We start from the raw sequence: 20,849 nt of genomic DNA on the forward strand, positions 1-20,849 counted from the left end.
CGATCTCGCGCCCGCCTGGTTCGCCGGCACCGCCCCCGGACCGGGTGAGGTGCGCGTTCCCGAACCGAGCGTCGACACCAAGACCGGCCCCCGCGGCGCCGACATCGTGGCCAGGGAAACGGTGCGGGCGGTCACGCTGCTGTTCTACCTGGCCAATGAGCCGTGGGAGCCGGGCGGCGGCGGTGAGACGGCATTGTTCAGCAGGGGCGAGCGCGGTGCGCGCCCGGTGAAATTGGTTCCGCCGCTGAACAATTCGCTGGTGATGTTCGAATGCACACCGCGCTCGTGGCATGCCTTCGCCGGTGCCAATACCGCCGAACGCAACTGTGTGGTGATGTGGCTGCACCGGCCCAAGGCCGATGTCGTGCGGCGCTGGGGAGGAGACCGCATTGTCCAATGGTGAACGCCGCGTCTGCCTGATCACCGGCGCGGGCGGCAGGCTCGGTGACGCGTTCTGCCGCGCCACCTACACCCACTACGACATCGTCGCGGTCTGCCGCAACCGGGTACCGGCCGCGCCCTCGCAGGAGGAGTGGTTCGTCGACCCGCTCGACCCGCAGCGTCCGGTACCGCAGAACGCGTCGAGGGTCTTCGTCGTGCGCTCGGACCTGACCGAGCCGGGCGAACCGGAACGGGTCGTCGATCTGGCACTGGCCAAGTTCGGGCGGGTTGATCTGCTGGTGAACAATGCGGCGAACATGGCACTGCACCCGCTGGGTGTGGTCGACGGTGACGCCGCGCTCGACGCGTTCGCGCCGGTGTTCACCCTCAATGTCGAGGTTCCGCTGCGGCTGGCGACGCGGCTGGCACAACGATCCTGGCTGCACGACGATGCGGGCAACCGGGCGAACAACCGCAATGTCGTCAATGTGTCCAGCATGTCGGGCCCGGAGGTTTTCGGTGGCCAGACGCTGTACGGCACATCCAAGGCCGCGCTCAACAAGCTGACCCGCCATCTGGCCGACGAGTTCGACGAGTTCGGCGTGCGGGTCAACGCGATCGCGCCCGACGCCTTCCCCGGATCCATCCCCACCTCCCAGGTCGTGCGCGCCATCGTCGAGCTCGACAGCGGCGAGATGACGGGCACGGTGTTCAGCGTGGTCCCGCCGACCGGTGCTCCGGTCGGCCGGCACGCTCGCACGGCAGAGGCCTAGCCGCCACCGCCGTTACCACCTCGCGTCTGTCTGGGCAACCGATCGCCGGACATCGGTGCGGCGTGTTGGTGTGTATCGTCCGCCTCGGCCTCCTGCATACTCACCTGCAGTGAGCGAGGGTGGCCGGCGTAGCTTCAACTCGATCCGAAAGTACCGATACGACATGCGAGTCGATGGGCGGGACATCCCGGTCACGGGCAGCCTGCTGCAGCCGTTGACCCGGCGCACCAGTGACATCATCCGTGTCGTACTCGCCGCGATCGGGGTCGGGGTGGTGATCGCGGGTTCGCTGATCACCCGGCCGGAATGGCTCGCGCTGGAACGTTCGGTCTCCAATATCGTCGGATTCCTCAATCCCGACCAATCCAACCTGGTCTACCTGCTCTACGGCATCGCCATCCTGATCCTGCCCTTCGCCATCCTGATCGAGCTTGTGCTCGGCAGACAGTGGAAATTGCTGGCCGGGTACGCGGCGGCGGGCCTGGTGGCAGGCCTGCTGCTGTCGATCACCGGCACGGGTCTATCGGCGCCGAAATGGCACCTGCAGGTGCCGGACAAGCTCGACAACACCTTCTTGCAGCAGTTCCTCGACGATCCGCGCTGGATCGCGATGCTGGCCGCGGTGCTGACGGTGTCGAGCCCGTGGCTGCCGGACCGGGCCAGGCGCTGGATGTGGTTTCTGCTGCTGGCCTTCGCGCCGATCCATCTGGTGGTCAGCACCGTCGTGCCGGCCAGGGCGATGTTCGGGCTCGCGGTGGGCTGGCTGGTCGGCGCGGTGATCGTGCTTGTGGTCGGCACGCCGGCGCTCGAGGTTCCGCTCGACGCCGCGGTGCGGGTGCTGGCCAAGCGCGGCTTCACCGTCACCGCGTTCACCGTGGTGCGGCCTTCGGGCCCGGGTCCGCTGTTGCTGTCGGCGGCGGTGACCGGGCCGGAGCGTCGGCTCACCGTCGAGTTGTACGGCAAGAATCAGCGCAGTCACGGCGCGCTGCGCCAACTGTGGCGGTGGCTGACGTTCCGTTCCAGCGAGACCGCACCGCTACACGGTTCGATGCACCGCGCGGTCGAGCATCGGGCGCTGATGGCGATCGCGGTCGGCGATCTCGGCATGGCGGCGCACGCGCCGGTGGCGGTGGCCTCCTTGGATCGCGGGTGGATGCTGTACGCGCATACGGTGCCGCGCGGTAGGCCGCTGACCGAACTCGACGAGGAGGTGCTGCCCGGGCTGTGGCAGTCGCTGGATTCGCTGCACCGGCGCCAGATCGCGATCGGTGATCTGCGCCCCGATGAGATCCGCGTCGAGGACGGCGTCGCCCGTTTCGGTGGGTTCATCGGCGCTGAGCTCGGCGCCTCCGACGCGCAGATACAGTCCGACGTCGCGCAACTGCTGGTCTCGACGGCGTCGATCTTCGGCCGCGAGGCCGCGGTGCGCGCCGCGATCGCCAGTCTCGGTGAGAAGGCGGTGCTCACCGCCTCGCGCAGGCTGACCAGATCCGGTATGCCGTCCGGTATCCGCAAATCGGTGCCGGACTGGAAGTCGGTGATGTCGGGCACCCGCGACGAGGTGCGCAAGCAGACCGGCCAGGACCGCATCGAGGCCGAGCAGATCACCCGGTTCAGTCGCAAGAGCATCATCCAGCTGGTGCTGCTGATCGGCCTGGTCTACGTGGCGTATCCGTTCATCAGCGCGGTGCCGACCTTCTTCAGCCAGCTGCGCACCGCGAATTGGTGGTGGGCGCTGGCGGGCCTGGCCTTGTCGACGCTCACCTATATCGGCACCGCGGCCGCCCTGTGGGCGTGCGCGTCGGGTGTGGTGAGCTTCCGCAACCTGGTGATCATGCAGGTGGCCAATACCTTCGCCGCGACCACCACGCCCGCGCGGGTCGGCGGGCTCGCGTTGAGTGTGCGCTTCTTGCAGAAGGGCGGGCTCGGCGCGGTCCGCGCGACGGCGGCGGTGGCATTGCAGCAGGCCGTGCAGGTGATCACGCACATCAGCCTGCTGGTGTTCTTCAGTATCGCGGCGGGAACCTCGGCGGACCTCTCGCATTTCGTGCCCGACGAGACCATCCTGTACCTGCTCGCCGGTGTCGGCGTCGGCATCATCGGCACGTTCATGTTCGTGCCGAAACTGCGGCGCTGGCTGAACACTTCGGTGCGGCCGCAGCTGCAAGAAGTGCTCGGTGAGCTCGCCGACCTCGCGAAGGATCCGAAGCGGTTCGCCATCATCATCGCCGGCTGCGCGGCCCTGACCCTGGGACAGGCGCTGGCGCTGTGGGCCAGCGTCGAGGCCTTCGGCGGCGGCACGACCTTCGTCACCGTCACCATCGTCACCATGATCGGTGGCACCCTCGCCTCCGCGGCGCCGACTCCCGGTGGTGTCGGCGCGGTGGAGGCTGCGCTGATCGGTGGTCTGGCCGCGTTCGGGCTGCCCGCGGCGATCGCGGTGCCGTCGGTGCTGCTGTATCGCGTGCTCACCTGCTGGCTGCCGGTGTTCTGCGGCTGGCAGGTCATGCGCTGGATGACCAACAAGAACATGATCTGAGCCTGGCGGCCGGCGCATATGACTGCGCCCACCTCTGAGCGACAACGAGTTTCGCTGTCACCCAGAGGTGGGCGGCACTATCCCCGGGGCGGCATCGGTGACGGCCCGGATCCGCCGTCGAAGATCCAGGCGGCGGCAAGGATTCACGTGAAACCTACGAATGCTGGTTGCGCAGCTCGACTTTCACGACCTTGCCGCTGGCATTGCGCGGCAGCTCCGGGACCACCACGAGTTCCTTGGGATGCTTGTACCTGGCCAGGTTCTCGTTGAGGAAAGGCTCCAGCTCGGCGAGGGTCAGCTCGCCGTCCGGGTCGGCGAGGGCGACCACCGCGACCGGGACCTCACCCCACTTCTCGTGCGGACGCCCGATGACGGCGGCCTCGCGGATGCGCGGATGGGCGAAGAGCACGTTCTCCACCTCGGCGCAGTAGATGTTCTCGCCGCCGGAGATGATCATGTCCTTCTTGCGGTCCACCACATAGATGAAGCCCTCCTCGTCCTGGCGGACCAGGTCACCGGAGTGGAACCAGCCGCCGGCGAAGGCGTCGGCGGTCGCCTCGGGCTTGTTCCAGTAGCCCTGCATGAGAGTGGGCCCGCGATAGACGATCTCACCGACCTCGCCGGGCGCGACATCGTTCATCTCGTCGTCCACGATGCGGGCCTGGATGGTCGGGATGGGCTTGCCGACCGAGCCGAGCTTGCGGATGGCGTCCTTGCCCTCGAGCACACAGGTGATCGGGGACATCTCGGTCTGCCCGAACACCGCGACGTTGAACGCGTCCGGGAAGCACTCGGCCATGGCCTTCAGCACCGTAACGGAGGCGGGCGCGGCGCCCCAGCTGAGCGCCTTCAACGCGAGCTTGCGCTCCTTGACGGTCGGTTCGGCGCAGATCAGCTGCCACTGCGCGGGCACACAGAACGCCGTGGTGGCTTGCTCGGCCTCGATCGCGTCGAGGAATTCGGTGGCGTCGAAGGCGCCGAGCGGATGCAGCACGGTCTTGGCGCCGAGCATGAAATACGGTGCGAGACTGCCGAGACCGGCGATGTGAAACAGCGGCGAGGTGCAGAAACCGATGGATTCCTGATCGATGGCCAGCGCCCGGATACAGGTGAGTGCCTGGGCATTCATGTTGGCGTGCGAGAGGATCGCGCCCTTGGGGCTGCCGGTGGTGCCCGAGGTGTACATGATCAGGCTCGGCGTGTCTTCCGGGATGTCGAGCGGAGTGTGCGGCTGCCCGTCCTCGGCGAGCAACTCGTCGTAGCCGAGCACGCCGTCAGCGGACTGCCCGCCGATGACGACGCTGTTCGCCAGCGACTCCACCTGCGCCCGGACCGCGCCGGCCAGCGGCTGGAGCACGGTATCGGTGATGATCAGCTTGGCCCCGCTGTCGGCGGCGATGTAGGCGACCTCGGGCGGGGTGAGCCGGAAGTTCACCGGGACCGCGATGGCGCCGAGGGCGTTGATGCCGAAGACCGATTCCAGGTATTCGGGGTAATTCAGCGCGAGGATGAGCACCCGGTCGCCGAAGCCGACGCCGCGGCGAGCCAGCGCGTCGGCGAACTTCAGCGAGCGTTCGTGCAGCTGCCGCCAGGTGGTGTCGGCGCCACGGAACCGCACCGCGACCTCGTTCGGCCGCATGGCCGCATGGGTCGCGAGCTGGTTGTTCCAATGATTGCGCCGCGATCTGATCGGCTCGTCCAACGCTTGCACACCGGTGGTCATCCAGGCACTCCTCTCCCGCACGGTGGCCGCCGGAGCGTCCGGCGGTGGTGACGGGCTCAACCTGTGCGAAGAATAACAAGTAACTTACTTGGCAACAAGGATTCGCGTGCCTGATTCGGCGTTAATCTTTCGCCGTCACCGCCGTAATCACGCTTGCGGACATATCCGCAGGCTATCGGCAGTTTAGCCCGCTCGACAAGAAGGACATCGCGGGCAGCGAGAGCGCAGACGTATGCGAATCCCCACTCACTTACAGCTTGTCGAGAGGCTGATTCGCGTGTCACGATCTCCCCGAGAGCGGGCATGCCCGCGACGAGCAGAGGAGAAGCAATGCTGCGGACCAGGTTCACCGAGACCTTCGGTGTGGAACATCCGATCGTGCAGGGCGGCATGATGTGGGTCGGCCGCGCCGAACTGGTCGCGGCCGTCGCCAACGCGGGCGGGCTCGGTTTCCTCACCGCCCTGACCCAGCCGACCCCCGACGACCTGCGCCGCGAGATCGCGCGCACCCGGGAACTCACCGACAAGCCCTTCGGCGTCAACCTCACCATCCTGCCCTCGATCAACCCACCCCCGTACGCCGAATACGTGCAGGCCATCATCGACAGCGACATCAAGATCGTCGAGACCGCCGGGAGCAACCCGGAACCGTTCCTGCCCTACTACCGCGACGCAGGCATCAAGGTGCTGCACAAGTGCACCAGCGTCCGGCACGCGCTCAAGGCCGAGCGGATCGGCGTCGACGGCGTGAGCATCGACGGCTTCGAATGCGCGGGCCATCCGGGCGAAGACGACGTCCCCGGTTTGGTGCTGATCCCCGCCGCCGCACGGGAACTGAGCATCCCGATGATCGCCTCCGGCGGTATTGCCGACGCGCGCGGGCTGGTCGCCGCGCTGGCGCTCGGCGCGGACGGCGTCAATATGGGCACCCGCTTCCTGTGCACCCAGGAATCGTGCATCGACCACAAGGTCAAGGAGCGGATCGTCGCGGGCACCGAACGCGACACCCAGCTCATCTTCCGCACCATGCGCAATACCGCCCGTGTCGCCGACAACGAGGTCAGCCGCAAGGTCGTCGAGATCGAGAAGGCCGGTGGCACCTTCGACGACGTCCGCGACCTGGTCGCCGGAGCACGCGGACGCCGCGTCTTCGACGAGGGCGATCTGGACGCCGGCATCTGGTCGGTCGGCCTGTGCCAGGGCCTGATCCACGACATCCCCACCTGCGCCGAACTCATCGAGCGCATGGTGAGCGAGGCCGAGCAGCTGATCACCGCCCGTCTGGCGGAAACCGTGGTCGTGGGCTGAGCTTTCGTGGGCGTCGCTGCCCGGCTCAGTGGTGGCGCGCGGCCAGCGCGGTGACGGCGTCGTGGTCGTGGGCGGCGACGACTTCGATGCCATCGGGGAGGGCGTGCAGGCGGTGGATGGTGGCGAAGGTGGCGTCGCGGTCGGCGTCGAAGAGCAGGCCGGGCATGGGGGCCTTCTCGCGGATCAGCTCGATCTGGAGTTTGTTCCAGACGGCGTCGCCGGCGAGCAGGACGCGTGAGCCGTCGTCGGCGGCCAGCAGAACGCCGATGCTGCCGGGAGTGTGGCCGGCCAGATCCACCAGGACGACCGAACCGTCGCCGAAGAGGTCCCTGCTGCGATGGAAGGTGAGCACCGGTGGGCCGTCGAGTTCGAACGGCGCGCAGGCCCGGCCCTCCAGCGTCGCCCGCACCACCGACATGGGAGCGTGCGGGCCGGTAGTCGCCCAATCCAATTCCATTGCGGGCAGCTTGATCTCGATCGACGACGGCAGCTCTAGCAGGCCGGAGACATGATCCCAGTGCAGGTGGGTCGGCAGCACGAAATCGATATCGGAGACCGCGATATCACGGGCGGCCAGGGCGTCGGACAGACCGAGCACCGGCTTGTCCGGGGCGACCAGCAGCGGAATCGGGAACGGCAGCCCCGGCAGCACACGGCTGTGCGGGTCGGCGCACAACGCCGGGTCGACCAGGAACCGGGCGCTGGGATGTTCGACCAGATACGAGCCCATCGCCATCGGCAGCTCGCGCAGACTGCGCACGCCTTCGGCGACGATGGCGGCCGGCGCCGACATCGTCGCCTGCGGAATCACCCGCAGCCGGACGGTCGCCCTGACCGGCGGTAGCGGCGCCGGCTCGATGCTCGCCAGTAACCCGGTATCGGGACGGCGTGGACGCAGCAGTTTCGGCGGCGTCGCCACCAACGCCGCACAGCAGCGCAGCACGGTCGGCACGGTCGGAATACGCCCCTCGCGGATATCGGCCACGCTGCCACGGTAGGCGATCCGGCGTGTCGGCGAAAGGGCACGCAGGCAGCGCAATCGAACCTTGCCGACATCGAATTCTCCGGCATAATCGCGTGGGTACCAGCCGGGGTGCGCGGCTGCCGATACGTGATCGGAAAGAGGGGTCGGATGGGGGCGAACCAGCTTGGCGGCCAAGCACTTACCCGCCGCGCGCGCACCGATGCCGCGGTCGCGGCGGTTGCCGCGATACTCGCCGTCGACGCGTCCACGATCAGCACCAGCGCCTGCTTCGCCGACCTCGGTCTGGCCTCGGCGCAACTGGCCCGGTTGACCGCGCATCTGGAGGACGCATTCGGCGTCGAGGTGCCGATCACCGCCCTGTACGACCACCCCGATATCGAACAACTGGTCGACTCCCTCATGCGATGAGCCCACCCGTATCGACGCCGGTCTCGATCATCGGCATCGGCTGTCGCCTGCCCGGAGCCGACGAGCCGCGACAGTTCTGGCGGCTGCTACTCGACGGCGCGGACGCGACCGGCATGCCGCCGCAGGGCCGGGCCGGTCACCGCCGCGGCGGTTATCTGGCGCAGATCGACCACTTCGACAACGAGTTCTTCGGCATCTCCGGCCGCGAGGCGGCGGTGATGGATCCACAGCAGCGGATCGCGTTGGAAGTAGCGGTCGAAGCGCTCGACGATGCCGGAATCGGTTACCGCGCAGGCGGTTCGGCAGGCGCGGTGATCTTCGGCGCCTGCGGGTTCGAGCACGGAGCCGCGGTACTCGGGCGCGGCGGCTACGACCCGCCCTACGCGGTGACCGGCTCGGCCTCGAGCATCATCGCCAACCGGCTGTCCTATGCCCTCGATCTGCGCGGACCGAGCCTGGTGATCGACACCGCCTGCTCGTCGTCACTGGTCGCGGTGGACTTGGCGGTGCGAATGCTGGCCGACGGCACCGTGCCGTTCGCGCTGGTCGGCGGGGTCAATCTGACCCTGCTGCCGCACACCGGCGACTATCTGGCCGAGGCCGGGTTCTTGTCTCCCACCGGCCGGTGTACACCGTTCGATGCCGCCGCCGACGGCTACGTGCGCGGCGAGGGATGTGCCGTCGTCGTGCTGCAACGCAGCGTCGACGCCCGGCGCGAGGGCAATCGTGCCTATGCGGAGATCGTCGGCTCGGCGGTCGGCTCGGACGGGCGGTCCAACGGGATGTACGCGCCGAACGGGCGGGCACAACGCGAGATCATCCGGGCCGCGTGGGAGCGCGCAGGACTCACACCGAGCGTGCTCAGCTATCTCGAATGCCATGGTACCGGAACGGCTTTGGGCGACGCGGTGGAGGTCGGCGCCCTGGCCGAGGTGCGTGCGGATGCCGACCGCGCCGTCTGGATCGGGTCGCTAAAATCCACTGTCGGCCATCTGGAAGCCGCGGCCGGAGTGGCCGGGTTGATCAAGACCGCGTTGGCCGTGCACCACGGGACCATCCCGCCTACCGCCAATTTCACTTCGCCCAATCCGTTGCTGCGGCTGGACGAGCGCGGACTGCGCGTGCCGGATGTACCGATCGACTGGAACAGCGTACCCGCGGTCGAGCGGTACGCCGGGGTCAGTTCGTTCGGGTTCGGCGGGACCAATGCGCACGTCGCACTACACGGGCCCCCGCCGACGCAGGGACGCGAGCATCAGCCACCGTCGCTGTTGCCGCTGAGCGGTCGCGATTCGAGCGAGCTGCGCGAAACGGCCCTGCGCATGGCGCGGATGCTGGAGCCGGAAGCTTTCGCACACGGCGCCGGTGCAGGTGACAACGCACGGCGCGGCTCGGGTCTGGTGGGTGGGCCGACGAACGACGCCGCGCCATCCGGCGGTGACCGCCGGATCGCCACTGCCCTACCTGTTCTCGCTGCCGGCTCCGCTCGGCTCATCAGCGCATCGGTGCGGGCCGCGGTGATCGGGCAGGACAGTGCGGCCGCCGTCGCCGGGCTGCGCGCAGTCGCCGCGGGCGCGACGGATCCCCACGTGATCGGCCCGGTAGCGCAACGCCGACCCGGCGGTCTGCTGTTCCTGTTCTCCGGTCAGGGCGGACAGCACGCGCGGATGGGGCGGGTGCTCGCGGCGCGCTATCCGGTATTCGCCCGCGCGCTCACCGCTGCGGCCGACGCTGTCTCCGAGGCGGGCGGACCGCGGGTGTGGACGCCGCGACGCGGCTTCGGCGGCAACGAGAGCGGGCGCGATGCCACCGATTTCGTACAGCCGGCCTTGTTCGTCTATCAGATCGCGCTGTCGGAACTGCTGGCCTCGTTCGGTGTACGCCCCGACGGCGTGGCCGGGCACAGCCTCGGTGAAGTCGCGGCGGCCGCCGCGAGCGGAGCATTGACGCTGGCGGACGCCGCGCGCGTGGTCGTCGCGCGCAGCCGGGCGCTGGCGCGACTGGATGGTCACGGCGCGATGGCCGTGCTGGAGGCCGAACCGGACCAGGTGGCGCTGATGGTGGAGCCGCTGCGCGACTCGGCGGGGATCGCGGCGGTCAACGGGCCGCGGTCGGTGGTGGTGTCCGGGTCGAAGCGATCGGTGGAGGCGGTGGTGCGGCGGGCGAAGCGGCGGGGCCTTCTCGCCCGCCGGGTGGCAGTGGACTTCGCGGCGCACAGCCCGCAGGTGGAGGCGGTGCTGCCGGAGTTCGGCGCGGCCATCAAGGACATCATCGCTCGCGTTCCACAGACGCCGTTGTACTCCACCACCCGTGCCGGCCGCACGATCACTTCCGACGCCACCGATGTCGAGTACTGGCTCGATAATGCCCGTGGCACAGTCGAACTCGCCCGCGCGCTGCGCGGTGCCGCCGATTCGGGGATCTCGACCGTGCTCGAGCTCGGTCCGCATCCGCAGCTGATACCGGCGGTCCGCGATCACGACGATCTCGGCATGGCCGCGTATGCGGCCACCGACCGCGATGACGAGACGGCAGGGCTGCTGGCATGCCTCGCTCAGCTGTATGTCGAAGGCCGGACGCTGGATTGGTCGGCGCTCGGCGGTTTCTCGGGCGCGCCGCCCAGGCGATGGCGGCGGCGCCGGTTTCCGCTGCTCGTCGGTGCCGCACCGGTCGGGGTCGAGGATTTCGCCGACCACGTCGTCGACGGCGTGGCTCTGGTGCCTGCTGCGTATTGGTTGCGGCGCTTCACACGGTTGGCCACCGAGTGCGGGCGGGCGGCGCTCGCGGAGGTCGTGGTGCACGAATCCCTGGCGGCCGAGGCCACGGCCGAGGTGGTGTTGCGGCGGGAATCGGAAAGTGTGCGGGCGGAGGCCCCGGGTGCCGGAACGCTGGCTAAAGCACGGCTCACCGATGGCCCCACACCCGGTGACATCATCGCATGGATGCGGGTGGTCGACGCCAATCGGGCTTGCCGCAGTGGCCTGCGTGTCATCGCGCCCACCGCCTTCTATGCGGCGCTACGGGAGCGCGGACTCGACTACGGCCCGGAGTTTCGCCCACTGCGTACCATCGCCGGTGGCCCGGACCGTGCGATCGGCACCTTCGCGGCCGCCGACGCCGACGCCACGGCGACCATCGACGGCTGCCTGCATCTGCTGGCCGCCCTCGACCACACCGCTCTCCCCGCCGACACCGTCCCGCTTCCGATCGCCGTCGCCGCGGCCTGGCTGTCCGCCGAACGGGACCGCCGCCTGTGCGAAGTCCACGCCCTGCTGCGCACCCGCACCGCCACCGGACTCATCGGCGACGTCATCGCCACCGACCAGCACGGCGCTCCTGCCCTCGCCCTCACCGGCGTCCAGATCCGCTTCACCCGTCCGGGAGACAGGCCGGTGAACCCGGCCGGGGCGTCAGGACGGACGCTGGAGAGCAGCCGCGGCGAACGCATACCGAAAGACCAGGGCAGGGCGGTGCGCACGGACATCGTCGATTCCGGAAGCACCTGGCACGCCGATGACTTCCGGGTCGATCCGTGGCAGGCGGCGTCGCCCGACGACAACGGCCCCGAGCCACCGGGCGAACCGCCGGCCGCGTTCGTGCCCCCCGGTTATGCCGCCCGGCCACCCTGGGTCCGCGATCTCCGAGACAGCGAGTCCTATCGCGGGACGACGCCGTCCATCACCCGCGCCCCCGGCACGCCGAATGTGTGGTGGCGCGAGGTCTGGGAGCCGTTCGCCATCGATACACCACCGTCGAATTCGGTCACCGGATCGGTCGGGCCGAAGGTGCGGCGGATGCTGGTGATCGGCGAATCGGAGGCTGCTGTCCGGTTGACGCGAATGCTGGATCGGCGTCTGCCCAGTGAACGGGTGGCGCGGGAGGTGGATGCGGCGGGTCCGGTCGTGGACGCGGTGCTCGCGGGCAGGACCGCGGCGGCGCGGACGGCGGTGGTCCTGGTCTGGCCGGCCGACGACGATGACATGGTCGGAGCGGGGTACGGGGCAGTCGTCGATCGGATCGGGCGGGTGCTCGACCTGGTACAGCGGGTCATGCGCAGCCCCGCGGCGGCTTCGTTCACCATGGTGCTGCCCGACGTGCACAGCGTCGCCGAGCCGACCGTGATCGGCGGGGTCGCCGGGCTGCTGCGCTCGGTGCAGCTGGAGTCCGGGCCGATGGTGCGGCTGGTGTGGGCCGATGATCGCGCCGACCCGGAGATGCTGGCCGGTTTGCTCACGGACATGTCACCGGAACTTCCGGCGGAGCTGCGGCTCACCGGCGGCGGGCCGGCCATCCGCCGGTTCGTCCGAGTCGAACCGGAGGCGGCGCCCGTCACCATCGACCCGCACGGGACGTATGTGGTCTGCGGCGGACTCGGCGCACTGGGTTCGATCGCGGTGCGGTGGCTGCTGGACAGCGGAGCCCGCGACGTGGTGGTGCCGACGCGCGCACCACGGCCGGTGCCACCGCTGCTGGACGGTCGCGAGGATCGCATCGTGGTGGTGCGCTGCGACACCGCCGACCGCACCGAACTCGACCACGCGCTGCGCGATATCCGCGAATGTGGCTCCACCATCCGTGGAGTGGTGCATGCCGCCGGGGCACTGGAGGACGCGCTGATCGAGAACGTCACCCCCGCGCAGCTGGACCGGATGTTCGCGCCCAAACTGGCCGCCGCCACCAACCTCATCGAGCTCACCGCCGCCGACCCCACCGATTTCGTACTGCTGTTCTCCTCCGCGGCCGCTGCCTTCGGTGCCCCCGGGCAGTCGGCGTATGCCTGCGCGAATGCCGCGATGGATGCCCTCGTGCACCGTTATCCGCGACGGCGTGTCATCAGTGTCGGATGGGGATTGTGGGATACCGGGCTGGCCGAATCCGCTAGTGGGGCACAGCATTTGCGGCAAGCGGGCATCGTGCCCTTCGATGCCGAGCACGGCGCCGAGTTGTTGCGGCAGGCCATCGGCCATCAGGCGGCTCAGGTGGTCGCGTTGGACTATCGGGCGACCGCGGATACGTCACCGGTGGCGCAGCGGTTGGCCGAGCTGTTGGGGGAGCCGCGGCCGGGCGGCCCTGAAGGAACGGGGCCATTTCCAGCGCACATTGTTTCCACCGCTCCGACAGCGCGTTTCGCTGCCGCCGGATCCGGCCACACTCGGCCCGCCGACCTGACCGCACTGATCCACCGAATTCTCGCGAGCACCTTGCGAGTAACCACCGACGCCGTCGATACCTCCGCCGATTTCAACGATCTCGGATTGACGTCATTGCTCGCCGTCGAGATGCGGCGCGCACTCGAGCACGAACTCGATATCCGCATCGCGACCGCTGAACTGTTCCGACACCCCACTGTCGAATCGCTGACCGCCGCTCTCGCCGAACGCCTCGGACCCCCGGCTGCCGATCATCTCTCATGACGGCGCTGTACGACCTGCTGCACGAGCGCGTGGGTTCGCACGCCCGCGACCAACCGAATGCGGACGCTTTCATCGTATTGACCTATCGGGGAACCGAACGCAGTGCCACCGCACTGAGCTATTCGGCGCTTCATCGGGCCGCCCTCGCATACGCGAGGCTATTGCTCGGAATGAGTGCACCGGGGGACCGGGTGGTCATCATGTGCCCACACGGGCCTGCCTACGCGGTGGCGTTCCTGGCGTGCCTGAACTCCGGACGCATTGCGGTGCCGTTGTTTCCGGTGGCCCGGCCTGTCGATACCGTGCGCGCGGCCGCGATCATCGCGCACGCCCGGCCGACGGTTGCGCTCACCGCACCGGGTGACTCGCGAACAGCGGCGACGATCGGGGACATACGCGCCGTCGCCATCGATCCTTTGGCCGACCCGCCGGCCGGTGCGCGGCCACCGCATATCGATCCTGCGAGTACGGCGTACCTTCAATACACCTCCGGCTCGACGCGGACACCCGCAGGCGTCGACGTCACCCATGCGAATCTCACGGCGGCACTACGACAATTGCGATCCGCTCTTCCCGCAACGACTGTTGCGCCCATTGTTTCCTGGCTGCCGTTCTTTCACGATATGGGTCTGATATTCGGCCTGTCGCTGCCGCTGTATTCGGGGATGCCCGCCGTGACGATGGCTCCGGAGGAATTCGCCAAACGCCCGGCACGCTGGCTGCGCGCCTGCTCCGATTACCGTGCCGGAGCCACCGCGACGCCGAATTTCGGTCTGTCCCTCGCGGTTTCACACACCTCGGCTCAGGAACGGGAGGGCTTGGACCTGTCCGCCCTTCGCGTCGTTCTCAACGGCGCCGAACCCATCCGCGCGCCAACCCTCACCGCATTCACCGACACCTACGCTGCACACGGTTTCCGGCATCGGGCCCACACGCCGGGCTACGGGCTCGCCGAGGCCACCCTTCCGGTCACCATCGCCGATCAGGACGCCGAGCCGACGTCCCAGGTGTTCGATCGCCGGGCGCTCGGAGCGGGACGGGTCGTCGTCACGGGCGACGATCGGGCCGGTACCCGGCTGGTCGGCTGCGGTGTGCCGGTGGGGCAGCGGGTCGCCATTGTCGACCCGGACCACGGCACCGAGGTCGAGCCCGGCCGAGTCGGTGAGATCTGGGTGGCGGGCCCGAACGTCGGCGCGGGCTATTTCGACAATCCCGCGGTGTCGGCCGCGACCTTCGATCAACCCCTGTCCTCGACAACCGGCGGTTGGCTGCGCACCGGCGATCTCGGTTTCCGCCACGAAGGCCAGCTGTATATCGCCGGACGACGCAAGGACGTCATCGTGGTGGACGGCCGCAACCACTACCCCGCCGATATCGAGGCGACCGCGGCGGCTTGCGCACCGGAACTGCGGCCGGGACGGATCGCGGCGTTCGGTCACGATGACGGCAGCAGCGAACAGCTGGTGCTGGTCGCCGAAACCAGAACCACCGGCGTACGCGACACACAGATCCACCACCGGATCCGCGCCGCCGTCGCGGCGGTGCACGGCATCGTCCCGCGCGAGATCGTGCTGACCGCGTGCGGCCGGCTACCACTCACCAGCAGCGGAAAGATCCGCCGCTCGGCCTGCCGGGACCGGTACGCGGCGGGCACACTCTGAGGTCAGGGACTCGACGCGATCACTCGGTGCGGCCGAGGAGCCGGTCGGTTTCGCGGCGTTCGCGTTTGGTCGGCCTGCCCGAACCGCGATCACGGCGCGGCATGGTGGCGAGGATTTCTCGCGACGGCGGGGGCGGGCTGCGGTCGATCAGGCATTGCGCGGCGATCGGAGCGCTCACTCGTTTGGTGATGATGCGCTCGACGATCACGATGCGTTCGATACCGCTGACCCGGATGCGGACTTCGTCGCCCGGGCGGACGGGCTGGGCGGGTTTGGCCGCGACGCCATTGACGCGGACGTGTCCACCTCGGCAGGCTTCAGCAGCAGCTGAGCGGGTCTTGAACAGACGCACCGCCCACGTCCAGGAATCCACTCGGGCCTGGGTCGCGGTGTTCTGATTGCCGGGTTCGGCGCGGGCCACTCGTTAGACGATACGGCGTGCGGTCACCACATCGTCGGGGGACAGCGCGGTGTAGGAGACCGGGGTGCCGGACTGGACCGCGTTGAGCAGCTGACCGCCGCCGGCGTAGATGCCGACGTGACCGCCGCCGTTGGTGATGACGATGTCACCGGGACGCAGATCGTTGAAGGCCACGGGAGCACCGACGTGCGACTGTTCGAAGCTGGTGCGGGGCAGCTGGATTCCGGCCTGCCGGTAGGCCCACTGGACCAGACCGGAGCAGTCGAAGCTGAACGGGCCCGCCGCGCCCCAGGAGTACTGGGCGCCGACCTTGGTCTTGGCGGCGTTGAGGGCGATGTCGCCGGGGGAGTTGTCGAACACGCCGGGCATCACCGGGGCGAAGCCGGGAACACCGGGTGCCGGGGCGGCGGCCTGCGGCCCGCCCTGTGCGTGCGGGGCCATCGCGGCCTGCAGCTGCTTGTTGAGCTGGTCTACCGGCTGCTCGAACTCGGGCGGAACGTCCACCTCGAACTTGCCGACGCCGGGAACGTCGATCGTGGCCGCCGATGCCGAGATGGCCGGCATGGCCCCTGTGGATGCTGCCACCGCGCCCATGACGAGCGCACCCTTGACGGAATTCGGCAAACGAGAATCCCGCTGCAAGCTGTGTTTACCCACCGAGCTGCGTCTCCGATCTTCGTGCTCTACCGCCGACCGAGCGAGGTTGGCGACAACCTGCCGATGCCCGGTTCGAACAGCCGAGATCCACGAATCCCGACCGACGATGAAGCGGTGACCAGGTGGCGCCGCTTCTCTGACGAAGCGACAGACTCCACTAAGTCACGAGAAGATTACGGTGCGGACGCGATGTTGTCCAGCGCACAGAGCAGGGACTTTTCGACTTCTGCACACGCGAATGCAAACACAGTGCGTAACCGGACCATTCGCTCGCAGGCCTCCCGATAACGGGACGGTCTCGCCGAAAACACCCCGTTATCGGACCGATGCCGGCAGCCACCCGCCATCGAAGCTGGCCACGGAGTTACCAGCCCGACCGGCAGCCGCCGCGAACCGAAGCAGCATCCGCACAGCTATCTGCCGCGCTGTGATCCGCCGGCGAGATCACCGACCGAGCGCTCGAGTTCTTCGATCCTGCGCCGCGCCGCCGCCAGCTCGACCTCGAGTTTCCCGACGGCCATCACCAGGGGTCCGACCGCCAGGTCCGCGACCAGCTGCGGGTCGTCGTAACCGCGCTCGATCGCGATCAGGATGTTGTCGCGGATCCGGCTCGCGACCACCGAACCGGCGGGGACCTCCCAGGACTCGACGACCTCGGCGGTGCCGGAGGGAATCTCGTCTTCGCCGGGCAACTCGTGCTCGCCGGACATAGTCGACTCCTATCTTCGCGGGAAACCCAGCTTAGTTTCGGCAGGCTCCGGCCCCGACGCCGCCGCTCCGTGATCATGAATCGATAGCCGTATCTAGGACACGCCGTAGAGATGCCCAGAGATCTCTGTCGATGCGCGCTACGGTGTCGGGGTATGGATCCCGTGCGCAATCCGTATGCTCCCGGCGCCGGTCAGCGCCCGCCCGAATTGGCGGGCCGCGACAAACAACTCGACGCTTTCGACATCGTGCTCGAACGCATCGCGCGCGGTAGGCCCGAACGCAGCGTCATGCTCACCGGACTGCGTGGCGTCGGAAAGACCGTGCTGCTCAATCAACTTCGGTCCGCCGCCGTCTCGCGCGGCTGGGGCACCGGCAAGATCGAGGCCCGCCCCGATCAAGAATTGCGAAGGCCCTTGTCATCGGCGCTGCATATGGCCGTGCGCGCGATCGCGATGGCGCATCGCAATCCCGAGCGGGTCGACGATTTCCTCGGCATCCTCAAGGCCTTCGCCTTGCGCGCCACCGCGGACAAGGGCATGCGCGAGCGCTGGCAGCCCGGCATCGACGTGCCCGCCGTGACCGGGCGCGCCGATTCCGGTGATATCGAGATCGACCTGGTGGAGCTGTTGGTCGAAGCGGCGGCGCTGGCCTCCGATATCGGCGTCGGGATCGCGATCTTCATCGACGAGATGCAGGACCTCGGACCCGCCGACATCTCCGCCATCTGCGGGGCCTGCCACGAACTGAGCCAGGACGCGGCACCGCTGATCGTGGTCGGCGCGGGCCTTCCGCATCTACCCGCGGTGCTCTCGGCCTCGAAGAGCTATTCCGAGCGGCTGTTCAGCTATCACCGCATCGACCGGCTGGACCGCGAGTCCGCCGACCAGGCACTCATCGCGCCCGCCGAACGTGAGGAGGTGAAGTTCACCGACGAGGCACTCGAGGCGCTGTACCAAAAGGCCGATGGCTATCCATATTTCGTCCAGGCCTACGGCAAGGCGACCTGGGATCAGGCGCCCGGTAGTCCGATCACCGCCGAGGACGTCGCGGTTGCCGCGCCGACGGCCGAGGAGGAGCTCGCGGTCGGCTTCTTCGGTTCCCGCTACGAGCGCGCAACCCCTGCCGAACGAGAGTACATGCGAGCCATGGCGGACCTGTCCGGCGATGACGGTCCCGTCGCGACAGCGGCGGTCGCCGCGGAACTCGGCCGCAAACCGGCGTCGCTGTCGCCGGCGCGCGATGGGTTGATCAAGAAGGGGCTGATCTACTCGGCCGAACGCGGGACGATCGGATTCACCGTTCCACATTTCGGGCGGTATCTGCGCAGCGTCTGATTGCCGGTTATCCGGGCGTCTACCGCGATCGTTAGAAACCTGTAGAAATTGCCGAGCTCCAGACCTACCGGCGGGTAACCAACTTTCCTACACTCGAATGTGATCCCGATCACTTCCGAGGAGCAGATATGGCTACCACCGCGAAAGTCGACGCCACCGAGGAACAGGCCAGGGCTCTCGTCGAAGAATCCCGCGAAACCGGCTGGGCCAAGCCATCCTTCGCCAAGGAGATGTTTCTCGGACGGTTCCGGCTCGATCTGATCCACCCCTATCCGCGCCCCACCGCCGAGGACGCCGAGCGCACCGATGAGTTCCTGGCCCGGCTGCGCCCGGTCTGCGCCGCGATCGACGGCGCGCGGATCGAGGAGCAGTCTCGTATCCCGGACGATGACGTCCGCGCGCTGGCCGACCTCGGCTGCTTCGGCCTGAAGATCCCGCACGAGTACGGCGGGCAAGGCCTGTCCCAGTACGGCTACAACCGGGCGCTCATGCTGGTCGGCTCGGCACATCCGAGCCTCGGCGTGCTGCTGTCGGCACATCAGTCGATCGGCGTACCCGAACCGCTCAAACTGGCGGGCACCGAAGAGCAGAAGCGGGAATTCCTGCCCCGCTGCGCCGCGGGCGCGGTGAGCGCGTTCCTGCTGACCGAGCCCGATGTGGGATCCGACCCAGCGCGCATGGCGAGCACCGCGACCCCGACCGCGGACGGCGAGGCCTATGAGCTCAACGGCGTGAAGCTGTGGACCACCAACGGAGTGGTGGCCGAGCTGCTGGTGGTGATGGCACGGGTGCCCAAGAGCGAGGGCCACCGCGGCGGGATCTCGGCGTTCGTGGTCGAGGCGGACTCACCGGGATTGACCGTGGAGCGGCGCAATTCGTTCATGGGCCTGCACGGCATCGAGAACGGCCTCACCAGGATGCACAACGTCGTTGTGCCGGCGCGCAATCTGATCGGTCGCGAAGGCGACGGCCTCAAGATCGCGCTGACCACGCTCAATGCGGGCAGGCTCGCGATTCCGGCGCTGTGCACCGCGGCCGCGAAATGGTCGCTGAAGATCGCCCGGGAATGGAGCGGCCAGCGGGTGCAGTGGGGCAGGCCGGTCGGCGAGCACGCCGCGGTCGGGTCGAAGCTGTCGTTCATCGCCGCCACCACCTTCGCGCTGGAAGCGGTGCTGGACCTGTCGGCCACCATGGCCGACGAAGGCCGCAACGACATCAGGATCGAAGCGGCTCTGGCGAAACTGTGGTCCAGCGAGATGAGCTGCCGGATCGCCGACGAACTGGTCCAGATCCGCGGCGGCCGCGGCTACGAGACCGCCGCGTCGCTGGCAGCGCGCGGGGAGCGTGCCGTACCGGCCGAACAGCTGGTGCGGGATCTGCGGATCAACCGCATATTCGAAGGCTCCAGCGAGATCATGCGGCTGCTGATCGCCCGCGAGATGGCCGATGCGCATATGGCCGCCGCCGGAGCGCTGGTCGATCGGAACGCGGAGTTCAAGGACAAGACCAAGGCCGCCGTCGGAGCGGGCGGTTTCTACGCGAAGTGGTTCCCGCAGTTGACGGTCGGCGCGGGCACGGTGCCCGCGAGCTATCCCGAGTTCGGCCCGTTGGCCAGGCATCTGCGATTCGTGGAACGCAACGCGCGCAAACAGGCCAGGTCGCTGATGTACGCGATGGCGCGCTGGCAGGCGGGCCTGGAGTACCGGCAGAACTTCCTCGGCCGCATCGTCGATATCGGCGCGGAACTGTTCGCCATGTCCGCGGCCTGCGGGCGAGCCCAGGACCTGCGCGCCGCCGGGGCGGTGGAGGCGCGCTCGGCGACCGAGCTGGCCGATACCTTCTGCCAGCAGGCCAGGCTCCGGGTGCGGGCGCTGTTCGAGGCGCTGTGGGACAACACCGACGACGAGGACCGCGCGCTGACCCGCGGCGTGCTCGACGGTAACCACGAATGGCTAGAGGACGGGGTGCTCGATCAGAGCGAGGGCACCGGGCCGTGGATCGCCGACTGGCAGTTCGGGCCGTCGACGGAGACCAATCTGCTGCGCCCATTCCTGCCGTCGACCCGCCGGGTGGGGACCTGATCCGGCGGGTCGACGGCCCGCCGTCAGCAGATGCCGCGCTGGACGCAGCTGCTGACCAGCGACTGCCAGGTATCCGGCCCGACGACGCCGTCTACCCGGATATCGCTGTAACGCTGGAAGTTACGCACCGCGTCGGCGGTATCGTCGCCGTACTTGCCGTCCACGGCGACCTCGCCATTACCGTAGTAGCCGCTGACGAACGATTGCACCGCCGAGACACACTCGCCACGTGAACCCGAGCGCAGCGTCGTCCCCTCCGCGGCGCAGCCTGCCAAGGTCCGCGTCGCCGCGGCCGCGCCCGGTCCCGCCGATTCGCCTCCAGGGGACGCATCGCGCGGGGAGGCCTGCGCGCCCGCGCCGAACGCACTCGTCGCGATCACCGCGATCATCACCGCGCGCAGTACTCGCCGGGCCGCGTCACGCCGCGTCCGCACCGTCTGGTTCATCTCTTTC

15 protein-coding genes are annotated in these 20,849 nt (G+C 68.6%); 9 read left to right on the top strand and 6 right to left on the bottom strand.

Going from position 1 to position 20,849, the window contains the following annotated elements; all coding sequences use genetic code 11:
* The 3 genes from RJ05_RS25570 to RJ05_RS25580 form a co-directional block, all read left to right on the top strand.
* The coding region (locus RJ05_RS25570; protein ID WP_036541648.1) for a 2OG-Fe(II) oxygenase at nucleotides 1-403 on the top strand (403 nt) is incomplete at its 5' end.
* Nucleotides 390-1,154, top strand: a complete 765-nt coding sequence (locus tag RJ05_RS25575; RefSeq protein ID WP_036541650.1) for an SDR family NAD(P)-dependent oxidoreductase — start codon at nucleotides 390-392, stop codon at nucleotides 1,152-1,154. The genes RJ05_RS25570 and RJ05_RS25575, both read left to right, overlap by 14 nt.
* 163 nt (nucleotides 1,155-1,317) lie before the next feature.
* Nucleotides 1,318-3,693: a lysylphosphatidylglycerol synthase transmembrane domain-containing protein gene (locus RJ05_RS25580; protein ID WP_036541652.1), complete on the top strand. Its 2,376-nt coding sequence runs from the start codon at nucleotides 1,318-1,320 to the stop codon at nucleotides 3,691-3,693.
* 154 nt (nucleotides 3,694-3,847) lie between these two features.
* Here RJ05_RS25580 and fadD5 read toward each other — a convergent pair whose 3' ends face one another.
* Entirely contained in the window at nucleotides 3,848-5,416 is a 1,569-nt protein-coding gene (fadD5, locus tag RJ05_RS25585) for a fatty-acid--CoA ligase FadD5 (RefSeq protein ID WP_036541654.1), read from the bottom strand.
* Between the two features lie 330 nt (nucleotides 5,417-5,746).
* Between fadD5 and RJ05_RS25590 the strand changes: the two genes are divergently transcribed.
* Complete coding sequence (locus tag RJ05_RS25590) at nucleotides 5,747-6,724, top strand: NAD(P)H-dependent flavin oxidoreductase (RefSeq protein ID WP_081597535.1); 978 nt, start codon at nucleotides 5,747-5,749, stop codon at nucleotides 6,722-6,724.
* Nucleotides 6,725-6,749: 25 nt separating this feature from the next.
* Here RJ05_RS25590 and RJ05_RS25595 read toward each other — a convergent pair whose 3' ends face one another.
* Nucleotides 6,750-7,709, bottom strand: coding sequence for an MBL fold metallo-hydrolase (locus RJ05_RS25595; RefSeq protein WP_232052275.1), 960 nt, complete (start codon nucleotides 7,707-7,709; stop codon nucleotides 6,750-6,752).
* 147 nt (nucleotides 7,710-7,856) lie between these two features.
* Between RJ05_RS25595 and RJ05_RS25600 the strand changes: the two genes are divergently transcribed.
* From RJ05_RS25600 to RJ05_RS25610, 3 genes are read left to right on the top strand one after another with little or no spacing between them, the layout of a single operon-like run.
* The gene (locus tag RJ05_RS25600) at nucleotides 7,857-8,117 is read left to right on the top strand and encodes an acyl carrier protein (protein WP_036541656.1); all 261 of its coding nucleotides are present in this window, start codon (nucleotides 7,857-7,859) and stop codon (nucleotides 8,115-8,117) included.
* Nucleotides 8,114-13,531, top strand: a complete 5,418-nt coding sequence (locus tag RJ05_RS29560) for a type I polyketide synthase (RefSeq protein WP_051016907.1) — start codon at nucleotides 8,114-8,116, stop codon at nucleotides 13,529-13,531. Before RJ05_RS25600 ends, RJ05_RS29560 begins: the two co-directional genes overlap by 4 nt.
* Entirely contained in the window at nucleotides 13,528-15,192 is a 1,665-nt protein-coding gene (locus RJ05_RS25610; protein ID WP_036541661.1) for a fatty acyl-AMP ligase, read from the top strand. Before RJ05_RS29560 ends, RJ05_RS25610 begins: the two co-directional genes overlap by 4 nt.
* A 19-nt stretch (nucleotides 15,193-15,211) precedes the next feature.
* On the opposite strand, the gene RJ05_RS25615 is transcribed toward RJ05_RS25610, so the two are convergent.
* The 3 genes from RJ05_RS25615 to RJ05_RS25625 form a co-directional block, all read right to left on the bottom strand.
* Nucleotides 15,212-15,613 (bottom strand): RNA-binding S4 domain-containing protein, encoded by a 402-nt coding sequence (locus tag RJ05_RS25615; RefSeq protein ID WP_051016908.1) that lies wholly within the window; start codon nucleotides 15,611-15,613, stop codon nucleotides 15,212-15,214.
* Between the two features lie 3 nt (nucleotides 15,614-15,616).
* Complete coding sequence (locus RJ05_RS25620) at nucleotides 15,617-16,207, bottom strand: C40 family peptidase (protein WP_036541685.1); 591 nt, start codon at nucleotides 16,205-16,207, stop codon at nucleotides 15,617-15,619.
* A 476-nt stretch (nucleotides 16,208-16,683) separates the two neighbouring features.
* On the bottom strand, nucleotides 16,684-16,980 hold the full coding sequence (locus RJ05_RS25625) for a hypothetical protein (protein ID WP_036541666.1): 297 nt from the start codon (nucleotides 16,978-16,980) through the stop codon (nucleotides 16,684-16,686).
* Nucleotides 16,981-17,133: 153 nt separating this feature from the next.
* On the opposite strand from RJ05_RS25625, the gene RJ05_RS25630 reads away from it, so the two are divergent.
* On the top strand, nucleotides 17,134-18,315 hold the full coding sequence (locus RJ05_RS25630) for an ATP-binding protein (RefSeq protein WP_036541667.1): 1,182 nt from the start codon (nucleotides 17,134-17,136) through the stop codon (nucleotides 18,313-18,315).
* 128 nt (nucleotides 18,316-18,443) lie between these two features.
* Nucleotides 18,444-20,396, top strand: a complete 1,953-nt coding sequence (locus RJ05_RS25635) for an acyl-CoA dehydrogenase family protein (RefSeq protein WP_036541668.1) — start codon at nucleotides 18,444-18,446, stop codon at nucleotides 20,394-20,396.
* A 23-nt stretch (nucleotides 20,397-20,419) separates the two neighbouring features.
* Here RJ05_RS25635 and RJ05_RS25640 read toward each other — a convergent pair whose 3' ends face one another.
* Nucleotides 20,420-20,842 (bottom strand): peptidoglycan-binding domain-containing protein, encoded by a 423-nt coding sequence (locus RJ05_RS25640; protein WP_051016909.1) that lies wholly within the window; start codon nucleotides 20,840-20,842, stop codon nucleotides 20,420-20,422.
* Nucleotides 20,843-20,849: the final 7 nt, after the last annotated feature.

It is taken from the genome of Nocardia cyriacigeorgica NBRC 100375 (assembly GCF_000308555.1).
Classification (GTDB): domain Bacteria; phylum Actinomycetota; class Actinomycetes; order Mycobacteriales; family Mycobacteriaceae; genus Nocardia; species Nocardia cyriacigeorgica.